The organism is Paenibacillus sp. JQZ6Y-1 (assembly GCF_040719145.1).
Classification (GTDB): domain Bacteria; phylum Bacillota; class Bacilli; order Paenibacillales; family Paenibacillaceae; genus Saccharibacillus; species Saccharibacillus kandeliae.
Window position 1 is genome coordinate 1,000,181 of record NZ_JBFDUZ010000001.1, and the last position, 20,132, is coordinate 1,020,312.

The window sequence follows — 20,132 nt, forward strand, 5'->3', positions numbered from 1 at the left end:
ATAAACTAAGGTAGAGAATCATTTTGCATGACCATGAAGGATAACGACATGCAAAATCTTACGCATCAGGGCTTGAGGCCTATGCCAGGAACGGAGTGAATACACATTGTTATACCGTAATCTTTTCAAACCTGTGCTGTTTCGGATGGACCCGGAAAAGGCGCATCATCTGGTTATTGGCGGATTGGGTGCCGGCGTACGTATACCGGGCACACTGTCTGCGATGCAGTCGATGTATGGCATTGACAGTACACCGGATATGACAACCGAATTGTTCGGTATTACGTTTCCAGGTCCGGTTGGACTTGCGGCAGGTTTGGATAAAAATGCGCAGGCTGTCAGCGGTCTGTCATCGGCGGGCTTTGGATTTATGGAAGTCGGAACGGTAACGCCGAAACCACAGCCCGGCAACGAGCAGCCGCGCTTGTTTCGCCTGCCATCTGATCGTGCGCTGATCAACCGGATGGGCTTCAACAACGATGGTGCCGAAGTGATGGCAGGACGTCTGAAGCGTCTACCGTCTCATTCGATTCCAATTGCTGTTAACATCGGTAAAAACAAAGTAACGCCAAATGATCAGGCGGCAAGCGATTACAAGGCATGCATTCGCACGCTGTACCCGTATGCCGATTTCTTCGTGGTGAATATCAGTTCACCGAATACGCCCGATCTGCGCAATTTGCAGCATGGCAACGAGCTGAAGGAGCTGCTTGCCGAGGTAATGGAAGAAATGTCCGATCAGCAGCGCAAGCATGGCTCATTCAAATCGGTACTCGTCAAAATCGCCCCAGACGTGAGCGATTCCGAACTGGAGTATATGGTAGAGACCATTACCCAGAGCGGTGCAGCTGGTCTGATTGCGACCAATACCACATTATCGCGCGATGGATTGACTCATTCCAGTGCTGGCGAAACAGGCGGTTTGAGTGGAGGACCACTGACGGAACGCTCGACCGAGATCATTTCCCGCGTATATCGTCAGACTGGCGGTAAGCTGCCGATTATTGGGTGCGGGGGTATTTTCTCAGCACAGGATGCTTATGATAAAATAAAGGCAGGCTCCAGTCTGGTAGAGATTTATACATCATTTATTTATGAAGGACCACAGGTGACACGGACACTTCATAACGGAATCCGCGAGCTGATGCAGCGCGATGGATTTGCACATATTTCGGAAGCGGTGGGTGCGGCTCATCGTTGAAGAATTCAAACAGACAGGTCATACACTGAGGAGGCATGAACATGGATGACAGAGACTGGGAATTATTCTTGCTTCCCTATGAACAAGCGGTTGAAGAATTGAAGGTCAAATTCAAAACGATGCGTGCAGAACTGAAAAAGCGGGAAGAGTATGCACCGATTGAATTTGTAACCGGACGCGTCAAAAAAATATCCAGCATTATCGATAAAGCAAAACGCTTGGATGTTCCGATGAATCAGCTTGACACAGGAATTGAAGATATCGCAGGCATCCGTATCATGTGCCAGTTTGTAGAGGATATCCGCTGGGTTGCGCAGTACATTCGCGCCCGTAAGGATTTGACTGTTTTATATGAGAAAGACTATATTACCAACTTCAAGGACAGCGGTTATCGAAGCTTCCATATGATCGCCGAATATCCGGTACAGACCGCATTTGGTCAAAAGATCGTACTAGCGGAGATTCAAATTCGTACACTGGCGATGAATTTCTGGGCAACGATTGAGCACTCGCTCAATTACAAATACCGTCAAAGCTTGCCAGAGCCGATTCGCGATCGTCTGAAAACGGCAGCAGAAGCGGCGATGATTCTGGATAACGAAATGTCCAGTATTCGCGAAGATATTCTCGACGCGCAAAAGAGCTTTGAGGATGAAGCGAATCTGGTTCAGCGCGTACTCAAGGAAATTCACCGACTGTATTTCCTGCATAAGGTGAGCGAAGCGCTGGAAAGTCAGCAGAAATTTAACGAGCTATGGGAAAAGCAGGATTTTGAAGGCTTGAAGGAACTGGGTGAAGCTGTACGCAAAATGCGCAAATCCGGCGCACGTTTGCTAGATGGGGATCTCAATGACTCATGAGTTTGACGAGCTGTATGTGCAGTACCTGATCTATTTTAATCGGGATCAGGATTATTTTGAGTGTCATGAGGTGCTGGAGGAGCTGTGGTTAGAGAAGAACAGCGAGCCAGTATACAAAGGATTGTTGCAGGTGGCAGTCGGATTGTTCCATTTTCGTAACGGTACGGTCAATCATCTGTATAACAAACGCCTTGGTGCGATCAAAATGCTCAACAGCAGTCTGCATAAGCTGCAAGCGTATCCGCAGCATACACTTGGTATCGACCTGAAGCGTCTTATTGAGGATGTATCGCTGTATGTGCAGCGATTAGAGCGATATGAGCAGGAGCCGTTTGACTTCTACCCATTGGAGATTATCATTACCGATCCATTGCTGCAAAAAGCAGTGGAGGCAGCAGATCAGCAGGTGCATGCTCATGTACCGCTGCGTACTGGATATGAACGCGGACCCAAAGCTAAAGAGCTGCCGGACGCGGAGCGTTAAAATAGAATGTCTATGAAAAAGCTTGCCGTGATGGCAGGCTTTTTCATTTGAGCAGACCGTTCCAGCCGGGAGTGTGCTAAAATATACCTCGGCGAAACGATTGTGGCATAGCAGATATGGTGTAAGCAGCAAGTCGTTTCCATGACAAGATACCATTACACGATTTAAAGGAGCATACGCAATATGGCTGTACAGTTACCGCCGCCGTTTGTGCAGCGAATGAAGCAGCTGCTGGGCGCGGAGTTTGAAGATTTTATCCGTAGCTACGAGCAGTCGCCTCGTGCAGGGCTGCGTGTCAATACATTAAAGATTAGCAATGAACAATTTCGGGAACTGTCGCCCTTTGAGCTACGCCCGATTCCGTGGTGCGAAACTGGCTATTATGTGAATGCTGAAGCACGTCCCGGCAAGCATCCGTATTATTACGCAGGTCTGTATTATATTCAAGAACCGAGTGCGATGAGTCCGGTTGAAGCGTTACAGGTGAAGCCGGGCGACCGTGTGCTGGATCTATGTGCTGCACCGGGGGGCAAGTCGACTCAGATCGCGGCGGCATTACAAGGGCAAGGCTTACTCGTTACCAACGATTTGAGCGCTGAGCGTACACGCGCGCTCGCGAAAAATATGGAGCTATACGGTGTACGTAATGCCGTGATTCTCAACGAATCGCCAGATCGGATTGCTGAGTCATTTATCGGCTTTTTTGATAAAATTCTCGTCGATGCTCCTTGCTCTGGTGAAGGCATGTTCCGAAAGGACGATGATGCCGCTCGTCAATGGCTGAATCATTCCGTAGAAAAGTGTGCGATTATGCAAAAGGACATTTTGCAAACCGTTGCCCGTATGCTCGCTCCGGGCGGACGTATCGTGTACTCAACCTGTACCTTTGCTCCTGAGGAAAATGAGCGTAGCATCGCTGTCTTCCTAGATCAGCATCCACAATTCAGCGTAACGCGCCCTGTGGATAATGAATATTTCCGTAGTGGTCGCAGCGATTGGGCAGAGATGGTAGAGCAGGAGATTGCAGCAGGACAGTCGGTACTAAATGAAATGGCTGCGCAAGATGCACCTGTATCACGCGTTTCGCTGGAACAAACTGCTGATACCGTCCGTCTATGGCCGCATCATCTGGAAGGGGAAGGTCATTATATCGCTGTATTGGATCATACGCCTGCACCAGACTCCCTCTCCATTGCATCCTCGCAAGCCGATGTGACCAAATGTTACGATGACCGTCTAAAGCGCCATCGCGAAGCCGATGCACCATCATCCATCAACGGACATTCTGGTAAACACAAACGCGAGGAACGCAAGGACAAGAACAGCCGCAAGCGCGGATATGAAGAACCAAGTCAATCACGTTATGGCAAAGGCAAACGAGGAATCGAAGATAACCGCCATGTCTCCATTAGCGGAAACGGCAAAAAAGGAAAAGCCGCTCGAGGTCATTCATCCTCCGCTCCTGAGATGACAGACGGTGTACAGCTATGGGAGCAATTCAGCAGCAGCGAATTACATCCATCCTTCCGACAACCGGAAGGCAGTCGTATCATCGCCTATGGAAGCAATCTGTACCTATCTCCTCTGGATGAAAGCCGCTTGCAGAGACTCAAAGTGATTCGTCCCGGATGGTATCTCGGCTCGCACAAAAATGGTCGTTTTACGCCCGGACACGCGCTCGCAGCAGCATTGTCATCCTCTGAAGCAAGCCGTGTTCTCCATCTGGATTCACATTCACCGGAAGCCGTCTCGTATTTGAAAGGCGAAACATTGTCCATTCCTGAATCGCGTATTCAGTGTAGCGAAGGCATGCAAGCCCGTGGGTATGTGCTTATTTGTATTGATGGTTATTCCGCAGGCTGGGGCAAATGGCAGCAGGACGGCATTTTAAAAAATGAATACCCGGCAGGATGGAGATGGATGTGACGATATGAATACCTCGGTTAAAAGACAACGCTTGGATAAAATACTTGGCAATCTCGGTTATGGTACTCGCAGTGAGCTGAAGCGCGCCGCCAAACAGGGACGCATCAGTGTGAATGAGAAGATAGTCAAAGATAGCGGTTTGCAGGTAGACCCGTACGGCGACCAGATTCAATTTGATGGCGAAATTGTGCAGTATCGGGAATATATCTATGTCATGATGAACAAGCCACAGGGAGTCATCTCTGCCACAGAGGATCGTCGTGATCGTACAGTGGTCGATCTGCTGGATGATGAATATCGTGTGTTTGAGCCATTTCCGGTTGGACGATTGGATAAGGATACGGAAGGATTGCTGCTGTTGACCAATGATGGTCAGCTGGCGCATGAACTGCTATCGCCGCGTAAGCATGTACCGAAAACGTATATCGCTGACGTGCTCGGTGAAGTGGATGAACAGGACGTACAGACGTTCAAGCAAGGCGTAACGCTGGACGATGGGTATGTTACGATGCCAGCTGAACTGAAGATTAACGGACAGCAGCCTTCCGCGGAAGGCACCGTATCACAGATTGCCTTAACGATTGCGGAAGGCAAGTTTCATCAGGTGAAGCGTATGTTCGAATCGGTTGGCAAAAAGGTCATTTACCTAAAACGCGTATCGATGGGCGCACTGGAATTGGACCCTGCCTTATCGCTTGGACAATACCGTGAATTGACAGTTGAGGAGCTTGCCTTGTTAGGACGTGGCGAATAGCCTGTCGCAGTAGATAGAGACTAAGCAGATACAGACTAACTATAGGATGATTGGGGTTGGAGAGATGCAATACCGTTTGATCGCATTGGATATGGATGGCACACTGCTGAATGATGATCACGAGATTACGCCCAACACGGCTGCTGCATTGCAGCAGATTACTGCAAAAGGAACCGAGATCGTCTTTTGTACCGGACGTACGCCGCTCAATTCGATTCCATATATGGAGCAGCTTGATCTGCATCATGAAGGGCATGTGATCGTGCATAATGGTGCGGCAACGATACACACCGGCACTCACGAGATCGTCCATCAGTTTGCGATGGATGCACAGGCGTTGGAACCGTACATGCAGTATTGTCGTCAGCATCAGATTCATTTTGACATCAATACCGCCTTTGATATTTATGTTGATTCACCCGAACATATGCAGGCTGCTGCACAGCAGATGTACGCCAAATTCCAAAGCTTTGGTCTGAAGCCACAGCTGCTGCCACATTGGAGTGAGTTGAAGCAGCCTGTATTGAAAATGAGTGTGTTTGGCACACCAGAGCAGCTGGATCAGACCCACCGCGATTGGAACCTATGGACACAGGAATTCAACATGCAGCGTAGCGGCGAGTTTTTCATCGACCTGATGAATGTTCATGCGTCCAAAGGCACAGCATTGCAAGCGCTGGCTGAGCAAAGAGGAATTGCACAGGAGCATATCATGGCAATTGGCAACTACTACAACGATCTATCCATGCTGCAATATGCTGGTCTAGGCATTGCTGTTGATAATTCGCCTATAGATGTTAAAGCTGCCGCAGACGAAGTGACCGTTTCCAACAACGATGAAGGTGTCTATGTAATGCTAAGTAAGCACTTCGGGGTATCGGTCTGAATGTTCTGAACTCTGTCATGAATGAAACACGATAACAAGCCGCTCCATCTTCGAGCGGTTTTGTTGTGTTGGTCTGTGCCAATCCATGATACAATCTTGTATTATAGCCATCAGAAGCCTAGGGGCATAGGATGCGTGAACATCCTGAACTGATAAGGAAAGGAGGAATATTCTTGAGATTGCTGCAAGCCCTATTTTTTCCTCCTGAACAACCGGGGGGCGTATCGTCCATGATTCCACACCTGCAGGAGCGATTTGGTTCTGCACGCTGGGAGATGGAACTATTTTCTTTGCCGAAGCGGATTCGCAACAAGGGCAAGGATGAGGTTGTATTTGAAACGTTTGACTGGAATAAGTATGGCGAAAGCCCGATTGTGCAGAAGTATATCCAGACGTATCGTGATTATCGCTGGTGGACGCAATTGCGGCTCAAGCAGCCCTATGATCTGATTCATTCCCATCATCCATTGGTGGGACTTGTTATGCGCGAAGTGTTTCCAGACACGCCGCTCGTACAAACCATTCACTCCAGTTATGAGTGGGAATTGATTCTCAATGGCAAAATCGAGGAAGGCAGCATGGAACAGGAATTTCTCACCTCCCTGTATCGTGAATTGGAACATAAAAGCGACCGATTAATGACAGTATCGCGCTCGTTTCGTGAGTATCTGGTGCCATATGTGGATCGCCCGGAAGATATTGTCGTGCTGCCCAACGGCTTTGACGACAAGCGCTTCAAGCCGGTTCCACATGAAAATGAAGTGCCGCAACTGATGAGCGTCTGTCGTCTCGTTCCCGCAAAAGGTCTGGACGTCTTATTAAAAGCATGTGCCATTCTCAAGGAGCGTGGACATTCTTATGTGCTGCATATTATCGGTGATGGACCGAGTCGCACCGATCTGGAAGAGCTTGCGCAGCGCTTGGGCGTGTATGAAGATACAATCTTTTACGGGTATACGCTGCATCCAGAGGAATTCATGCCGTTTTTCGATATTTTTGTGCTGCCATCGCGAGCGGAGGCATTTGGTTCGGTATTCGCGGAGGCTGCGCTATGCTGGCTGGCATTGGTCGGTACGGATGTGGGCGGAATTTCCGAACAGATCGAGGATGGCGTCAACGGATTGCTTGTACCGCCAGATAACGAGGCGCTGCTTGCTGATGCGTTGGAAAAGGTCATCAATGATCCATCCTATCGCTATGAACTGGCACGCACAGGCTGGGAAAAAGCCAAAACCCAGTATTCGCTCGGTCATGTCGTGAATGAGCTGAAAAAGCTGTATCTGGAATACTTGCCGCAGGACCCGATTCATCCCATGCCTAATCTGGCAAATGGTTCATCGGAAGTAGAATGATTGATACCATCCTATAAACAAGGTTGGTTCCTGATTATGCCATGTCGGGTACATGGACAAACCCAAGTGAAAGACACATAATAAATAGTATAAGCACGATCAGGCTAGAGACGGAAGTGGTTAGCCTGTGCATTATCTGCGATGGGGGACGGACAATGGAAGAATTAAAACAACGAATTTTGGCGGAATCAACGGTATTATCAAGTGATGTTATCAAACTGGATGCGCTGCTCAATCAGCAGGTTGATCCGCAGCTTATGGTTAAGATGGGCAAGGCGTTTGCCGAATTGTATCGTGACGAGCAGATTACGCGGGTAGTTACAGTGGAATCGTCCGGTATTCCGGTCGCTTTTGCGACAGCAATGGAGCTGGGCGTACCGCTCGTATTCGCTCGCCGTAAAAAGACGCTGCTCGCAGATGCCGATGCACTAGTAGAACGTGTGCCTTCATTTACCAAAGGCATTGTCACGGATATTATGCTTTCACGTCAATTCGTGACAGAGAATGACCGCATTCTGTTTATCGACGACATTATCGCCAATGGCGATGCAGCTCGCGGACTGGTGAAGATCATCCAACGTTCAGGTGCTACGCTTGTTGGTGTAGGGATCGTGATTGAAAAGTCATTCCAAAACGGCGCAAGCATGATTCGCGAGCAGGGCATCCGTCTGGATTCCCTCGTCCAAATTACATCGCTGGCGGATGGAAAAATCACCTTCGGTTGATCATCCAGATTGTCATTTCGTGCGTATATACTGATGTACAGGTAGTGATGCCTTGTACATGGACGGCGGCTTAGGCATGGTGTACCTGTAACATAAACGCTGGATATTTCTCGAAAATTATTCATGACATTTATTCCTGTTTATCTTATGATATAGACATTCTTTACCGATAGTGTAAATATAACCCCACGATTTTACACCGAATGGATAAAAAGTAGGTATATGGAAAATAGAATGCTGGTTTTACTGAAATGCGATATTCTCTTTCCAAATGGGGTCTGAGTGTCTTATAATAAAGATATGTTAGGGAGGGGAGGCAGACTAATGAGCAAAGAGCCGATCACTGAAGAGTTTTTCCTGAACAAACTGGCCGCCGCAAAAGTACACTTCGAGCGTGCTTTGGATTGTAAGCACACTGAATTTGACGACCTGTATCCCTATATGATTGAGCATCCTCAGTTCTTTTGGTACAAACGTTATGTAGCATGGTCTGAATTGCTGACCATTGTGAATTTGTGTAAAGAGCTGGACTTTGCCTGGGAAACGCAATTTTCCGAGCATCAGGTAGAGTACGTGAATGAGCGTGTGATGTCCGCAAAAGTGCTGGATTATTGGTTCGAAAAGAACGATTCCAAAGAACACGCACAGCGTTAATCATGATAGGGCAATGACTCCACAAGCTGTTGAAGACCTAAATGAATGTTCATTTAGGTCTTTTTTTGCATGCGTAGAGCAGTAGAGAACGCATACTTTCGGCGTGGATTGGCGTATAATGGAGCAGTGCCGATTGCGGATGTACAGAAGAGGCACGGTTTAGGTAAAATAAGTAGGAACCATGATCAATCCACACCCTAGGGTGATGAATAGGTGTATATCTAAACGGGAAGAGGAGGGACCCCCTTTTGATTAGTGAAGAGCAATTGAATGAATACCGATTATCCGGTGAAAAGGTACGCGTCGTGCGCGATGATATTCGAGATAATGATATTCGCGGTATTGTGATCGCATGGGACGATGAGCATGTGCTTATTCGTCGCCCGAACCGGAATGTAGTTAAATTGAGCCGCAGCTATATTATCCAGCCGTCCAAAGAACCGCGTCGTAGCCCACTGGATGAACTACCAACCGACGACGCTGAGTCTGGGGAATCGGATGCTTCAGACCAGAGCACACCGCATACAAAGTAACTAGCCATGAATCCAGCATACGAAATAGAACAAAAACCCTGTATCCGTTGCATAAAGCTGCGGATACAGGGTTTTTGTTGTGTGTGGTTTCCGTCTTGATGGTATATGAAAAATAATCTGTACAGAAACGGTCTGCGGTCAAACTACTGGGAACTTGCCTTAGTATGATATAGGTGATCTAACATATCGGTACTGCTATACATCTATTATTAAACGATGATGAATTGCACAGCCAGCCGAACGTAAGGCTTTTCATCCCTTTCAAAACTGCTGTAAAGCTTATACAAGCTAACAAACAATATAGGCTATACATAATACAAAGCTTTATGGTTGCAGACCGATTGGACAGGAATATATAGGACAATTAGGTGCCTGTACGATAAGGAGTATATCCGGTGTAGCGTGCAGGTTCACGTACGCGAGCTGGATTATAAGGAGCAGCAGGATGTTCTGTCATATAGGATGGGGAAGGTGTAGAATCAGCCGCGTGAATAGGTCCAAGACCTAGATAGGCACGCATACGTTCAGATGCTTCCTGATGAAAATCGGTAGACGAGATCTGGAAAGTGCCATGATGACCTTTGCATAAAATCTGCGCTTCCACCCCGTTTTGAGATTGATTTACTTCATATAAACGAAGATGCTGCTTGCGCAGATCACGGCGTACTTCAGAAAGGAGTAGGTTGGTACGATCCGCCCCGCCTCGGATCACTTCCAGATACAGATCGGAATCACTCAACGCATTACTTTCCTGCAATGCTCGTAAATCGCGATCAAATTTCTTTTGAATATAAATCAGCAGCAGATAGCTTTTTATCAGCGAACGTTCTTCCTCAGATAAAAAAACAGCCATTCATGTCACCACCTTATGGGAACTAATGTTCATAGGAACTTATGTTCTTATTATAGCGAACATGGGTAATTATGGCAAGCTTTATACATGAAAAATTCAGCATAAATTGTAACTTTAACGTAAAATTTTTTGAGTTTTTTGGCATTTTTACTCAAATCCATTGCTACATACTACATCGGTATAATGATATGAAATAACACATATCCTAAAAAGCAATATAAAAAAGATGCGCCTGTCACCCGAAGTGCATATCTTCTGGTTGCAGGCGCATAACGATACGATGAGCATGTATAGAGATACCGCTATTCAACTCTCATTATCCTGACATCAAATGATATATTAAAAGTAATAGCGTACCTATACTACACTATCACTCCTAAAAATCATCTACTCTATTATATGCTGTGCATATAAGTATACGGTTACAAATGAGGCAAATGAGCCGCTAATAATCGGTTCTGTATTATTAGATTATATGTCGATAATTTCTTATCTAATAGTCATTTTGAACATAAAATATGGGTTTTATTTTACATTGACCTTGATAATAAAAGTAACTATAGTTAATAAATGTTATATAAAGTATTAATATACATAAAATTAAATTAAAGGGTTTTGTCGGTGTTGGAATCGGATTTTTCAATGTGTAGAAATTCAAATTCCACCTGACATCCATGTCCTTGCGGGCTGCAAGCGTAAACACCGCATTGAAAAGGAGTCTGGTCATTCACATCGTCGTATAAATGGGCAATGCGCATTTGCTGCCAGTTCGGTTCTGCTGCATTCTCAGCAGGATCGGCATATTCGATTGTATAATCGCCGGATACACGAGTAATGCGGAACATCAGCTCTGTAAAGCCCGCTTCAAAATTTTGGGTGGACCAGTCCGAGTAGCCGTTATTGGTGACAACCGCGCCCAGTTTGGCATGACCATCGGTTTCAAATTCCACCGATGTTTTCAGCCAACAATGTTCGGAGAAGCGGATCATCAAGCCTGCTTGATCGTACTGATGTACCGGATATGTACGAACACGCGTCGTCATCTGCATATCACCTTGTATCTCGGCGAACAGGAAATGCCCATTGTCCACTCGAAATCCATAATGCGTTTTTTGCCAAAAATCGGTTTCTGCAAGCGGTTTGAAGGTAAGCACTTGTTTGTCGGATGAAACTTCCCATTGTTCGGGTGGACAATGCCATTGTAATCGTTCATCCATTTTTTCGTGTGTGAAGTTTTCCATTAGGTTTGCCATTGTATCGCTCCTCAATCCATCAATTTGGACAACAGTGTGAATACAAGACTGTTGGCTCATTTATTATGTGGAAATTTAATGGAAATATCAAGTTCTTAAGTATAATTATGGGAAGGTGTGGAATGTTATGAAACGAATTTTCAGATTGAGCTGTGCGTTTTACTTTTTGATCGGGATTACAAGTGTCATGCTGGGTGCATTGCTACCGGTCATTTTGCCACATTATCAACGCAGCTACAGTGATGGCGGAACATTGCTATTCTTGCAGTTTGTCGGATTTCTCGTCGGTGTGCTTGTCTCGCCATCCATCTCGACAGCAATGGGACGCAAACGTTTACTATTGATCGCTTTGGCTGCGATTACGCTGGCATATGGAATCATGGGAACACTGCCAGCATGGGGATGGATGGTTGCCTTAACCGTATTCGTCGGCTTTGGTTCTGGGATTATTGAATCGTCGATTGGGGCATTTACGATTGAATTTGCCGAAGAGCAAAAGGCAGTCGCTATGACGAAGCTAGATGTTTATTTCGGTGTAGGTTCCATGCTGTTGCCTGCACTGGCGAGTTTGTATATTTATCTTGGCGTATGGCAGTTATCCTTCTATACGATTGCGCTGGCTACATTTGTGTTGCTGCTGTTCTGGCTCACCATGCCTGCGGACAGTTCGGCACATCTGCATCAGGACCGGATAGAGGCGCAAGGTCAGACGGCTGCACCTGCGAAGCCTCGTTATCAGGCAGGACAATTGCGACTGCTATCCATTTTCGTTCTGTTTTTCTTTGTCTATATGGGCATTGAATTAGGCATGATGAACTTTTTGCCTTCGATACTGATTGAGAGCATTCATATTAGCGATTATGCAGCCTCGCTCAGTGTGACTTTCTTCTGGGGAGCGATTACGATTGGTCGTTTGTTCGTTGGACGCATGGCAGAGTCAATGAGTTATACACCATTTTTGCTTGGAAGTACGATTGCTTCGATGCTGCTGATTATTGCGCTGGCGCTATTCACAAGTCCCATCATGATGTATGTATTGATTTTTGGTATCGGGTTTTGCATTTCTGGATTGTTCTCCATTGCGCTTGTATTCGCCAATACACTGATGCCCGGTATGGTGGAGCGGACGACCAGCACATTGATTGCGGCAGGTGGGATTGGCGGCTCCGTTCTTCAGTATTTGATCGGCTGGAGCATGGATCGCTGGTCGGTCGGACCGACACTCTGGATATTTGCGCTGTTTGCCTTAATTTTGCTAGTTAGTATTGTGATCGTACAGCAGCTTCGGACGAGTGATCATACGGTACGTGCTGGTATGGAGTCCAAATATTAATTGCTGCTACACGTACAACATCGATTGGAAGAGCCATCAGATCAATGGTAGACGAAAAGGAGGTGATGTAAGCTCTGGCGATATACTGCGAAACAACAGATGAGATGCAATAGGTACGATGCAGATCATCCTCCAATAGAATAAGTGCAGCACATTGAATGTCGATATGCCGATAAGTAATTTATTCTCTTAACAACGTATTGGTAATACTTATTTTGCGATACATGAATTGCGAAACGATCGTCATTTTATCCATGCGGAGGGATTGCACATGTCTACAACTACAGAACATCGATTTTCAGTCGGAAACGGGATTCGTTTGATTGATGATGCAGGAAATGAATACTTGGATGGGGTATCTGGTACGTTCAATCTGGCACTGGGATATAACCACCCTTATGTAGTCGAGAAAATTCAGGAGCAAGTGGGCAATCTGACACATATGTCTTCTTCCTTTACTGAGCCGTATGTGGAGGAAGTGCTATCCTTGCTGCTAGAGGATGCACCTGAGGGAATTGATGCAGGCTGGATGCGCGATATTACCGGTTCAACAGCGAATGAGTGTGCAACCAAAATCGCTCAAAAGTATACAGGCGAACGTGATATTGTCAGCCTTTATTATTCACATCATGGGCAAACCCAGTTTGCAACGGGTATCTCCGGCAATGCGTTTCGCCGTAAAGGATTCCCCAATTCAACAGTACCGAATTCGCTGCATGTGCCGGTTCCTTATTGCTATCGTTGCCCGTTTCAAAGCGATCCCGATCATTGCGCGATGCAGTGTATTGAAGCCCTGTCTGATCAACTCGAATTTGGTGGCTCCGGCTCGACCGCTTGCATGATCATAGAGCCGATTCTCGGCAATGGCGGCAATATTATTCCGCCGATGGAATATTTTAAACAGCTGCGCAAGCTATGCGATGAGCACGGTATGGTGCTGATCGCCGACGAGGTGCAGACAGGCATTGGTCGTACGGGTCATATGTATGCCAGCACGTTATTCGATATTCAGCCGGATATTATTACACTTGCTAAAGGGCTGGGCGGCATTGGCGTTCCGGTTGCTGCTGTATTGATGAAGTCTCGACTGAATATATTGGAAAAGCATGAGCATTCGTTTACATCCGGCAGCAATATGATCTCGTTAACAGCAGCCAAATCCACCATGGAAGTCGTCTCCGCTCCGGGCTTTTTGGAAAGTGTCCGTACCAAGGGTGAATTGCTTGGGCATTTGTTAGAGCCACTCGCACAGCTGTATCCCGATACAATCGGTGAGGCTCGCGGAGTCGGTCTGATGTGGGGACTAGAAATTGTTGATGCTGACGGAGCGCCAGATTCACGTAAAGCGAATGGCATTATTGATATGGCATTCCGTGATGAAAATTTGATCCTGCGCGGATCACGGTACGGCTTTGGCAATGTGGTAAAAGTGCGTCCATCCTTGACCGTTACCGAAGATGAAATTGTAGACATTGTTGGTCGTTTAGAACGTGTACTTCAAAAAATGGGTTGATTCGCAGAAGGGAGAATGATTATGCTTTCACTTGTTTATCGTTCAGCTTGGGATGTAGCACTGGAAGAGCGTCCACATCCTCGTATTCAAGGCGATCATGATGTCATCGTCCGTATTCATGCCACTGGGGTATGTGGAACAGATCTTGGTATTATTAGCGGGAAATATCATGCCAAATCGTCTATTATTCTTGGTCATGAATCGGCAGGCGAAGTGATCGAGATCGGACCGCTGGTGCAAAATTTGCAGCCGGGTGATCGTGTTGTCATTGATCCTACCTACTATTGTGGTCAATGCAACATGTGCCGCACGGGTCGTCAGAATCATTGTCTGCACAAAAGCACCACCGAAACGGGCGTGAGTAGCGATGGCACATTTACTGATTATTATGTGACCGAGGATCGCTTCCTGTACAAACTTGCTGATCATGTTAGTTATGAAGAAGCGACCTTGACTGAGCCATTAAGCTGCATGTTGACGGGAATCAATCAGATCAAGCTGCTGCCGAATTTCCGTACGATTATTCTTGGTGCAGGACCGATCGGTATGCTGTACAGCTATGCGCTCGCGTCCAAAGGCGTAATCGGCAGCATTGTCGATATTTCCGAAGAGCGACTGCAATTGGCACGTTCAATTGCACCGGAACGCTGGACTACATACAGTTCCTTTGAAACGGCATTGGATCATGCTTCTCCCGATGATCGTCAGGTGGACCTGATTGTAGATACAACGGGTGCAATCGGTACGCAAGTTCTATCTCAGCTTGCACATGGCGGTTACCTGATGCTGGTGGGGCTGCGTGATGGGGTAAGCAGCTTCAATCCGAAGGAAGTCGTGGATCGCAGTTTGAAAATTATCGGCTCCATCGACTCACTGGGAACATTTGCCACGGCACATTATATGATTGAGTATGGATTGGTGCCAGCTCGCAAGCTGATTACACATACGTATCCACTTCAATCGTACGAAGAAGCGTTTCGTATGCTTGGCTGTGATCTAAAGGATGGTACGCTGAGTACTGCTTCCGGCGCTATCAAGGTGGTACTTCAATCGACGTGATAAGGGGTATACTTTGGTAAGAAGGGATAAAGCCATACTTGTAGGACAGATGTCAGACTGTGATGTGGTCTGACATTTGTCTATAAACAGCCGCTTATGGGCAAGCAGCTATTCCATTAGGTATAGGAGGGAACCATAATGACCACAGAGCAGACAGCAGCGGTAGATCAGCAGTCCAATCGCAATGACGGAAAAGATTGGCTGACCGATCCGATCGAAGGCGTTATTTTTGACATGGATGGAGTATTGATTGACAGCGAGCCGATCTACTTCGATATTGAAAACAGTACATTTGTTCATTTTGGAGCCAAGGTAGACGAGGAAGAGCATCATACGTATGTCGGCGTAACGCTAGCTTCAATGTTTGAGCAGGTACAGCAGCGGCATGGACTGGACTGCACGGTAGAGCAGATGCTCGCTTTTCATGTAGAGCATGTGATGGAAGTGATGAAGCAACATCCACAGTTGGTACCGTTTGAAGGGTTAACCAATTGGTTGGATTGGCTGTATGAAGCAGGTATACCGATGGTGGTTGCTTCTTCATCGCCGCGAATATTAATTGAACTTATTTTGGAGCGATTGGAAGTACGCCGTTATTTCCAAGATATGATTAGCGGTGAGGAAGTGGCGAATGGGAAGCCAGCACCTGACATTTTCCTGCGCGCTGCTGATATGCTGGGTGTTGCTCCAGAGCGTTGTTTGGTTATTGAGGATTCGCGAAATGGAGTACGAGCGGCACGTTCCGCAGGTATGCGCTGTATTGGACATCAGAATCCGGGTTCCGGTATTCAGAATCTGGACGAAGCGAATACAGTGGTGCATGGGTATCAGCAGCTATGGCAGCTACGTGAGACGCTCCCCTTCTATAGAAGGAATACAAAATAAACGCTCTGTATCATCCTAACTAGTAATGATGAATAACAGGTGGTAGAATGCGCAGATGATTCATTTGGTAGATCAACATGATGATCATGCCGTATCTGCTGCCTGTTTATCATGTGATCGGTTTCGATAGTAGAGGTGATCGATTTCGCTATAATAATGAAATCTATACATAGAGCAGATCAAGAAGTTAGGAAGTATAACGAGAAGCTGCGCAAAATGAAAAAACCAAATAAAGATTGACGGTTGCTAACTAACATGGTATGCTATTTCTTGTGTCCGGGAAATGTTATGATTGACCGGTAACGTAGTAATATGCGGTCGTGGCGGAATTGGCAGACGCGCACGGTTCAGGTCCGTGTGGGCTTACCCCCGTGGAGGTTCGAGTCCTCTCGACCGCATTACAAGCAAAGAGCTTCTGAATGGCATTCGTCATTCAGAAGCTTTTTTTGTTGAAAGCAAGCAGATTGGACAAACAAAAGAAGAGCATGAGAGCCTTTTTTCACAAGATTGTACCACTTGTTCGCGTTATACATATGGCAGATATGGTGAATAGACTAGGGAGGGCTACAACGATGCAGCCGCCCAGAGAATGTCGATGCCATAAGTGATAAGGGCAAGGGAAGGTACATAAGCAGTCACGTAGTCTTCACGCACGATACGATTTTCTATAATTGAAAGGAGATGTTTTCAATGACAGAACGCGTATTTATTAGTCCCGGCAAATATGTACAGGGGCGCGGAGTGATCGGCAAGACAGGTGAATATGTAAAGGCGCTGGATAACGGCAAGGCACTGGTCATTGCTGACGAAATTGTATGGGATATTGCTGGGAATAAGGTGCTGGAAAGTCTGGATCAATCTGGTGTGGGATATGTGAAGGTGGTCTTCAACGGTGAAGCCTCCACGAATGAGATTACACGTCTGAGTGATCAGGGCAAGCAAAATGAAGCGACCATCGTGATCGGTGTCGGCGGAGGTAAAACGCTGGATACAGCGAAAGCGGTTAGCGATCAGCTAGGTGGATATACCGTTATTGTGCCGACAACAGCATCTACCGATGCGCCGACGAGCGCATTGTCAGTCATTTACTCAGATGATGGTATATTTGAAAGCTACAAATTTTACAAAAAAAATCCAGATTTGATTCTGGTGGATACATCGATTATTGCTGGAGCGCCGCCACGTTTTCTCGCATCAGGAATTGCTGATGCACTGGCAACATGGGTAGAGGTGCGCGCTGTGATTGAGGCTCGTGCCAATACGATGGCAGGCGGTCTACCCACATTGGCAGCTGAAGCGATTGCACGCAAGTGCGAGGAGACATTATTTGACTTTGGATTGCTAGCGTATGAATCGGTACAGCGCAAGGTGGTCACACCAGCGTTAGAATCGGTTGTTGAAGCAAATACACTGCTGAGCGGGCTGGGCTTTGAAAGTGGCGGTCTGGCTGGCGCGCATGCGATCCATAACGGCTTTACAGTACTAGAGGGCGATATTCACCATATGACGCATGGTGAAAAGGTAGCTTTTGGTACATTGACGCAACTTGCACTGGAACAGCGTCCGATTCACGAGATTGAGAAATATATCGACTTTTATATTAGTCTTGGATTGCCGGTAACGCTGGAAGATCTGCATATCGGTAATGTGTCGGATGACAATCTGTATCGTGTGGCGGAAGCAGCAACCAAACCGGACGAAACTTCGCACAATCTACCGTTCCCCGTGACGGCAGATGATGTAAAGGATGCGATTATTGCAGCCGATCAGTATTCTCGGGCATACAAACGTAAGATCGGTCGCGACTAAGTGATCAGGTGGACGGGATTTGTTTCTAACAGTATGATCCACGTTTGAACTTGTCCTCATCCTCACTGTTTCCCAGCAGGAGCAATTTGTATTATGGTAATGCCGTCCTACAGAATGGTATATAGAAATGCTTTCATTTTTTGTTGCCTAAGCTCTGCCTCAGTTCTGTTTGCTGGTGGCAGAGTTTATCGTTTATGGACTTCCCAGCTGATGATTTTTCTGATAATGTTAAAGATTGTGGGACGTATATATATTGCTTCCTATGTAACTTAAAATTTTACAAAAATCCGTAAGAAAACCCGTCTCTTTTTGGCCCTGATGTGATATAAAGAATAAGGGGGATTATATAAAGAGATATAGGTTCACGTTGAGATGCCGGAGACTGTAAATAAGGTATGCAAATGTTGAACAAGGTAAGGTGTGGGCGATGAAAATGTACATGAAAACCGTTGTATTGAATGGGGAAGATTTTGCTACGATTGAACAGCTGCACGTCACATTGCGTCAAGTGTTGGAGCTGCCGGCTACGTACGGTGCCAATCTAGATGCACTATGGGACAGTCTGACTGGTCAGGTTCAGCTACCGCTACAGATCGAATGGCTCAATTATGATTTGAGCGAGGAACGACTGGGCGATTATGCACAGCAGGTGCTAGGGCTGATGGAGGAAGTACAGGGAGAAGGCAACGGATTCCGCGTCTGGGTACAAAAGGGCGCTGTCGCTTTCTAATCGACGGTTTGCTCAACAGATCATACACAATAATCCGCAGTAAGCGGACAGAATCGTTTACTTAATAAAAAGCCGTACGGTTATCGCAGCTGTCTGTCAGGGAGTATCTCTGACAATGCTTCGATGATCGGAGCGGCTTTTCTTCCGTATAGTGATGGAACAAGAGCACGAAGACATGCAGCTCATTATTGCGGTACATTCCCGCCAGCGATGCGTCCGCCGGAATTGCCGGTAGGATCGCTTTTCTCGTCGTCCTCATCGGCATGAATGATCAGCGATGCACCGAGAATGGAGGAGGCACTGCTTTTGTCGAGACTAGCACCTTCCAGCTTCATTTCCATTTTGGCTGTACCATCGGCAGCAACCTCCAGATTGCGGAAGTCGCCCAAATGAGCGCCATCTGGGTTCAGATGCCCATGCTGCGAATCTGTTGGATTCAGATGCGAGCCTGCTGTTTCAAAGTCATTGCCGGTGATCGGAGATTGATGGACATGGAAGCCATGCTTGCCCGGTGGCAGATTGGAGACGTCGATCTTTGCGAGCACACCATCATCTGCTTGTGTCAGCGTGATCGTGCCGATGGCATTGCCGGAGCTGTTCTTGATCTCCACGACAGGCTGTCCGATGGAGATCGTCCTTTGCTGTCCTTCCCAATATACATTTTGGCTAATCAGATCCCCGACATGGCGAATAGGTACATAGGTTGTTCCATTGTATATAAATGATTGCGGCACATTGGTTCCGTTATTGTTGTACTGTGCCTGTGTTGCTTTGGCTTCACCGTTATGATAGAAATGGAGCGCTTCGGTGTTCGGTGTTACATTCATATTCGTTGCAGCAAAGGAAACCCCAGAGAAGAATACGGCTCCACCTAGAAAAGAAAGTACGAGATGCTTTTTGCCTAATGATTTGCCCATGATTAATTCCTCCTTATACTCTGTAAAAGTAAAGTAAAAGCATAACCGATCCTGCCTACGCGATTTTCCACAAATACGTAATGACGTGTTTCCGACGATTGACCATGCACTAAGCATTTACCCTTAAAATCCTGCATCTATACGCAAATAGAGGAATAAATTTAAAAATATTGGATTTAAAGGAATTATTATGTAAATATTGATAGTGAATTTTTAGAAGTACAGGGATCAGTATATGCTGGCTATATAGGAACATGTATCATTCTCTACCTTTACATTCAGCTAACAGTAAATTATCGCTACAGGTCATATTTATAAAATTTTACAAAATAAGATAAAAAAATTAAAGATTTTTACAATTTTATGTGATATAACTGGTAAGTGGATGTCTTGCTACCTATAATC

At 46.4% G+C, this 20,132-nt stretch carries 19 protein-coding genes and 1 tRNA gene; 17 read left to right on the top strand and 3 right to left on the bottom strand.

The features are described from left to right. Positions 1-106 precede the first annotated feature (106 nt). From ABXR35_RS04380 to ABXR35_RS04425, 10 genes are all read left to right on the top strand, one after another. Positions 107-1,201, top strand: a complete 1,095-nt coding sequence (locus tag ABXR35_RS04380; RefSeq protein WP_367055953.1) for a quinone-dependent dihydroorotate dehydrogenase — start codon at positions 107-109, stop codon at positions 1,199-1,201. A 41-nt stretch (positions 1,202-1,242) separates the two neighbouring features. Beyond that, positions 1,243-2,061, top strand: a complete 819-nt coding sequence (gene yjbM, locus ABXR35_RS04385; protein ID WP_367055956.1) for a GTP diphosphokinase — start codon at positions 1,243-1,245, stop codon at positions 2,059-2,061. Next, on the top strand, positions 2,051-2,545 hold the full coding sequence (locus tag ABXR35_RS04390) for a DUF309 domain-containing protein (RefSeq protein WP_367055959.1): 495 nt from the start codon (positions 2,051-2,053) through the stop codon (positions 2,543-2,545). The genes yjbM and ABXR35_RS04390 overlap by 11 nt, the downstream gene beginning before the upstream one ends. Before the next feature lie 183 nt (positions 2,546-2,728). Then, positions 2,729-4,471, top strand: coding sequence for an RsmB/NOP family class I SAM-dependent RNA methyltransferase (locus ABXR35_RS04395; protein ID WP_367055962.1), 1,743 nt, complete (start codon positions 2,729-2,731; stop codon positions 4,469-4,471). Positions 4,472-4,475: 4 nt separating this feature from the next. After that, positions 4,476-5,225 (top strand): pseudouridine synthase, encoded by a 750-nt coding sequence (locus ABXR35_RS04400; protein WP_367055965.1) that lies wholly within the window; start codon positions 4,476-4,478, stop codon positions 5,223-5,225. Positions 5,226-5,289: 64 nt separating this feature from the next. Further along, on the top strand, positions 5,290-6,111 hold the full coding sequence (locus tag ABXR35_RS04405; protein WP_367055968.1) for a Cof-type HAD-IIB family hydrolase: 822 nt from the start codon (positions 5,290-5,292) through the stop codon (positions 6,109-6,111). 173 nt (positions 6,112-6,284) lie between these two features. Continuing rightward, positions 6,285-7,463, top strand: coding sequence for a glycosyltransferase family 4 protein (locus ABXR35_RS04410; RefSeq protein ID WP_367055971.1), 1,179 nt, complete (start codon positions 6,285-6,287; stop codon positions 7,461-7,463). Positions 7,464-7,618: 155 nt separating this feature from the next. Next, a complete protein-coding gene (locus ABXR35_RS04415) occupies positions 7,619-8,188 on the top strand; it encodes a xanthine phosphoribosyltransferase (protein ID WP_367055974.1) in 570 nt (189 codons plus the stop codon). Positions 8,189-8,512: 324 nt separating this feature from the next. Beyond that, positions 8,513-8,842 carry a hypothetical protein gene (locus tag ABXR35_RS04420; protein WP_367055977.1) on the top strand — a complete coding sequence of 110 codons (330 nt, stop codon included), beginning with the start codon at positions 8,513-8,515 and terminating at the stop codon, positions 8,840-8,842. 248 nt (positions 8,843-9,090) lie between these two features. Further along, positions 9,091-9,375 carry a hypothetical protein gene (locus tag ABXR35_RS04425; protein ID WP_367055980.1) on the top strand — a complete coding sequence of 95 codons (285 nt, stop codon included), beginning with the start codon at positions 9,091-9,093 and terminating at the stop codon, positions 9,373-9,375. Positions 9,376-9,739: 364 nt separating this feature from the next. Here the strand turns inward: ABXR35_RS04425 and ABXR35_RS04430 are convergent, their stop codons facing one another. Both ABXR35_RS04430 and ABXR35_RS04435 read right to left on the bottom strand, forming a co-directional pair. After that, on the bottom strand, positions 9,740-10,228 hold the full coding sequence (locus tag ABXR35_RS04430; protein ID WP_367055983.1) for a YhjD family protein: 489 nt from the start codon (positions 10,226-10,228) through the stop codon (positions 9,740-9,742). Positions 10,229-10,833: 605 nt separating this feature from the next. After that, positions 10,834-11,481: a DUF1349 domain-containing protein gene (locus ABXR35_RS04435; protein ID WP_367055986.1), complete on the bottom strand. Its 648-nt coding sequence runs from the start codon at positions 11,479-11,481 to the stop codon at positions 10,834-10,836. A 127-nt stretch (positions 11,482-11,608) separates the two neighbouring features. Here ABXR35_RS04435 and ABXR35_RS04440 point away from each other — a divergent pair, with 127 nt between their 5' ends. The 7 genes from ABXR35_RS04440 (at position 11,609) to ABXR35_RS04470 (ending at position 18,810) form a co-directional block, all read left to right on the top strand. Beyond that, positions 11,609-12,814: an MFS transporter gene (locus tag ABXR35_RS04440; RefSeq protein ID WP_367055989.1), complete on the top strand. Its 1,206-nt coding sequence runs from the start codon at positions 11,609-11,611 to the stop codon at positions 12,812-12,814. A 271-nt stretch (positions 12,815-13,085) separates the two neighbouring features. Further along, a complete protein-coding gene (locus tag ABXR35_RS04445; protein WP_367055992.1) occupies positions 13,086-14,327 on the top strand; it encodes an aspartate aminotransferase family protein in 1,242 nt (413 codons plus the stop codon). 21 nt (positions 14,328-14,348) lie between these two features. Next, positions 14,349-15,386, top strand: a complete 1,038-nt coding sequence (locus tag ABXR35_RS04450) for a zinc-dependent alcohol dehydrogenase (RefSeq protein WP_367055995.1) — start codon at positions 14,349-14,351, stop codon at positions 15,384-15,386. Positions 15,387-15,524: 138 nt separating this feature from the next. After that, positions 15,525-16,271: an HAD family hydrolase gene (locus tag ABXR35_RS04455; RefSeq protein ID WP_367055998.1), complete on the top strand. Its 747-nt coding sequence runs from the start codon at positions 15,525-15,527 to the stop codon at positions 16,269-16,271. A gap of 314 nt (positions 16,272-16,585) precedes the next feature. After that, a tRNA-Leu gene (locus ABXR35_RS04460) sits at positions 16,586-16,669 on the top strand. A gap of 292 nt (positions 16,670-16,961) precedes the next feature. Beyond that, on the top strand, positions 16,962-18,080 hold the full coding sequence (locus ABXR35_RS04465; RefSeq protein WP_367056001.1) for a glycerol dehydrogenase: 1,119 nt from the start codon (positions 16,962-16,964) through the stop codon (positions 18,078-18,080). A gap of 427 nt (positions 18,081-18,507) precedes the next feature. Further along, positions 18,508-18,810 (top strand): barstar family protein, encoded by a 303-nt coding sequence (locus ABXR35_RS04470; protein ID WP_367056003.1) that lies wholly within the window; start codon positions 18,508-18,510, stop codon positions 18,808-18,810. Between the two features lie 185 nt (positions 18,811-18,995). Here ABXR35_RS04470 and ABXR35_RS04475 read toward each other — a convergent pair whose 3' ends face one another. Then, entirely contained in the window at positions 18,996-19,727 is a 732-nt protein-coding gene (locus tag ABXR35_RS04475) for a superoxide dismutase family protein (RefSeq protein ID WP_367056006.1), read from the bottom strand. Between the last annotated feature and the right edge of the window lie 405 nt (positions 19,728-20,132).

Coding starts and splice junctions, on each gene's coding strand:
- ABXR35_RS04405 (WP_367055968.1), top strand. CDS start 5,290: ATGCAATACCGTTTGATCGCATTGGATATGGATGGCACACTGCTGAAT.
- yjbM (WP_367055956.1), top strand. CDS start 1,243: ATGGATGACAGAGACTGGGAATTATTCTTGCTTCCCTATGAACAAGCG.
- ABXR35_RS04470 (WP_367056003.1), top strand. CDS start 18,508: ATGAAAATGTACATGAAAACCGTTGTATTGAATGGGGAAGATTTTGCT.
- ABXR35_RS04465 (WP_367056001.1), top strand. CDS start 16,962: ATGACAGAACGCGTATTTATTAGTCCCGGCAAATATGTACAGGGGCGC.
- ABXR35_RS04435 (WP_367055986.1), bottom strand. CDS start 11,481: ATGGCAAACCTAATGGAAAACTTCACACACGAAAAAATGGATGAACGA.
- ABXR35_RS04415 (WP_367055974.1), top strand. CDS start 7,619: ATGGAAGAATTAAAACAACGAATTTTGGCGGAATCAACGGTATTATCA.
- ABXR35_RS04440 (WP_367055989.1), top strand. CDS start 11,609: ATGAAACGAATTTTCAGATTGAGCTGTGCGTTTTACTTTTTGATCGGG.
- ABXR35_RS04450 (WP_367055995.1), top strand. CDS start 14,349: ATGCTTTCACTTGTTTATCGTTCAGCTTGGGATGTAGCACTGGAAGAG.
- ABXR35_RS04430 (WP_367055983.1), bottom strand. CDS start 10,228: ATGGCTGTTTTTTTATCTGAGGAAGAACGTTCGCTGATAAAAAGCTAT.
- ABXR35_RS04445 (WP_367055992.1), top strand. CDS start 13,086: ATGTCTACAACTACAGAACATCGATTTTCAGTCGGAAACGGGATTCGT.
- ABXR35_RS04455 (WP_367055998.1), top strand. CDS start 15,525: ATGACCACAGAGCAGACAGCAGCGGTAGATCAGCAGTCCAATCGCAAT.
- ABXR35_RS04400 (WP_367055965.1), top strand. CDS start 4,476: ATGAATACCTCGGTTAAAAGACAACGCTTGGATAAAATACTTGGCAAT.
- ABXR35_RS04390 (WP_367055959.1), top strand. CDS start 2,051: ATGACTCATGAGTTTGACGAGCTGTATGTGCAGTACCTGATCTATTTT.
- ABXR35_RS04395 (WP_367055962.1), top strand. CDS start 2,729: ATGGCTGTACAGTTACCGCCGCCGTTTGTGCAGCGAATGAAGCAGCTG.
- ABXR35_RS04475 (WP_367056006.1), bottom strand. CDS start 19,727: ATGGGCAAATCATTAGGCAAAAAGCATCTCGTACTTTCTTTTCTAGGT.
- ABXR35_RS04420 (WP_367055977.1), top strand. CDS start 8,513: ATGAGCAAAGAGCCGATCACTGAAGAGTTTTTCCTGAACAAACTGGCC.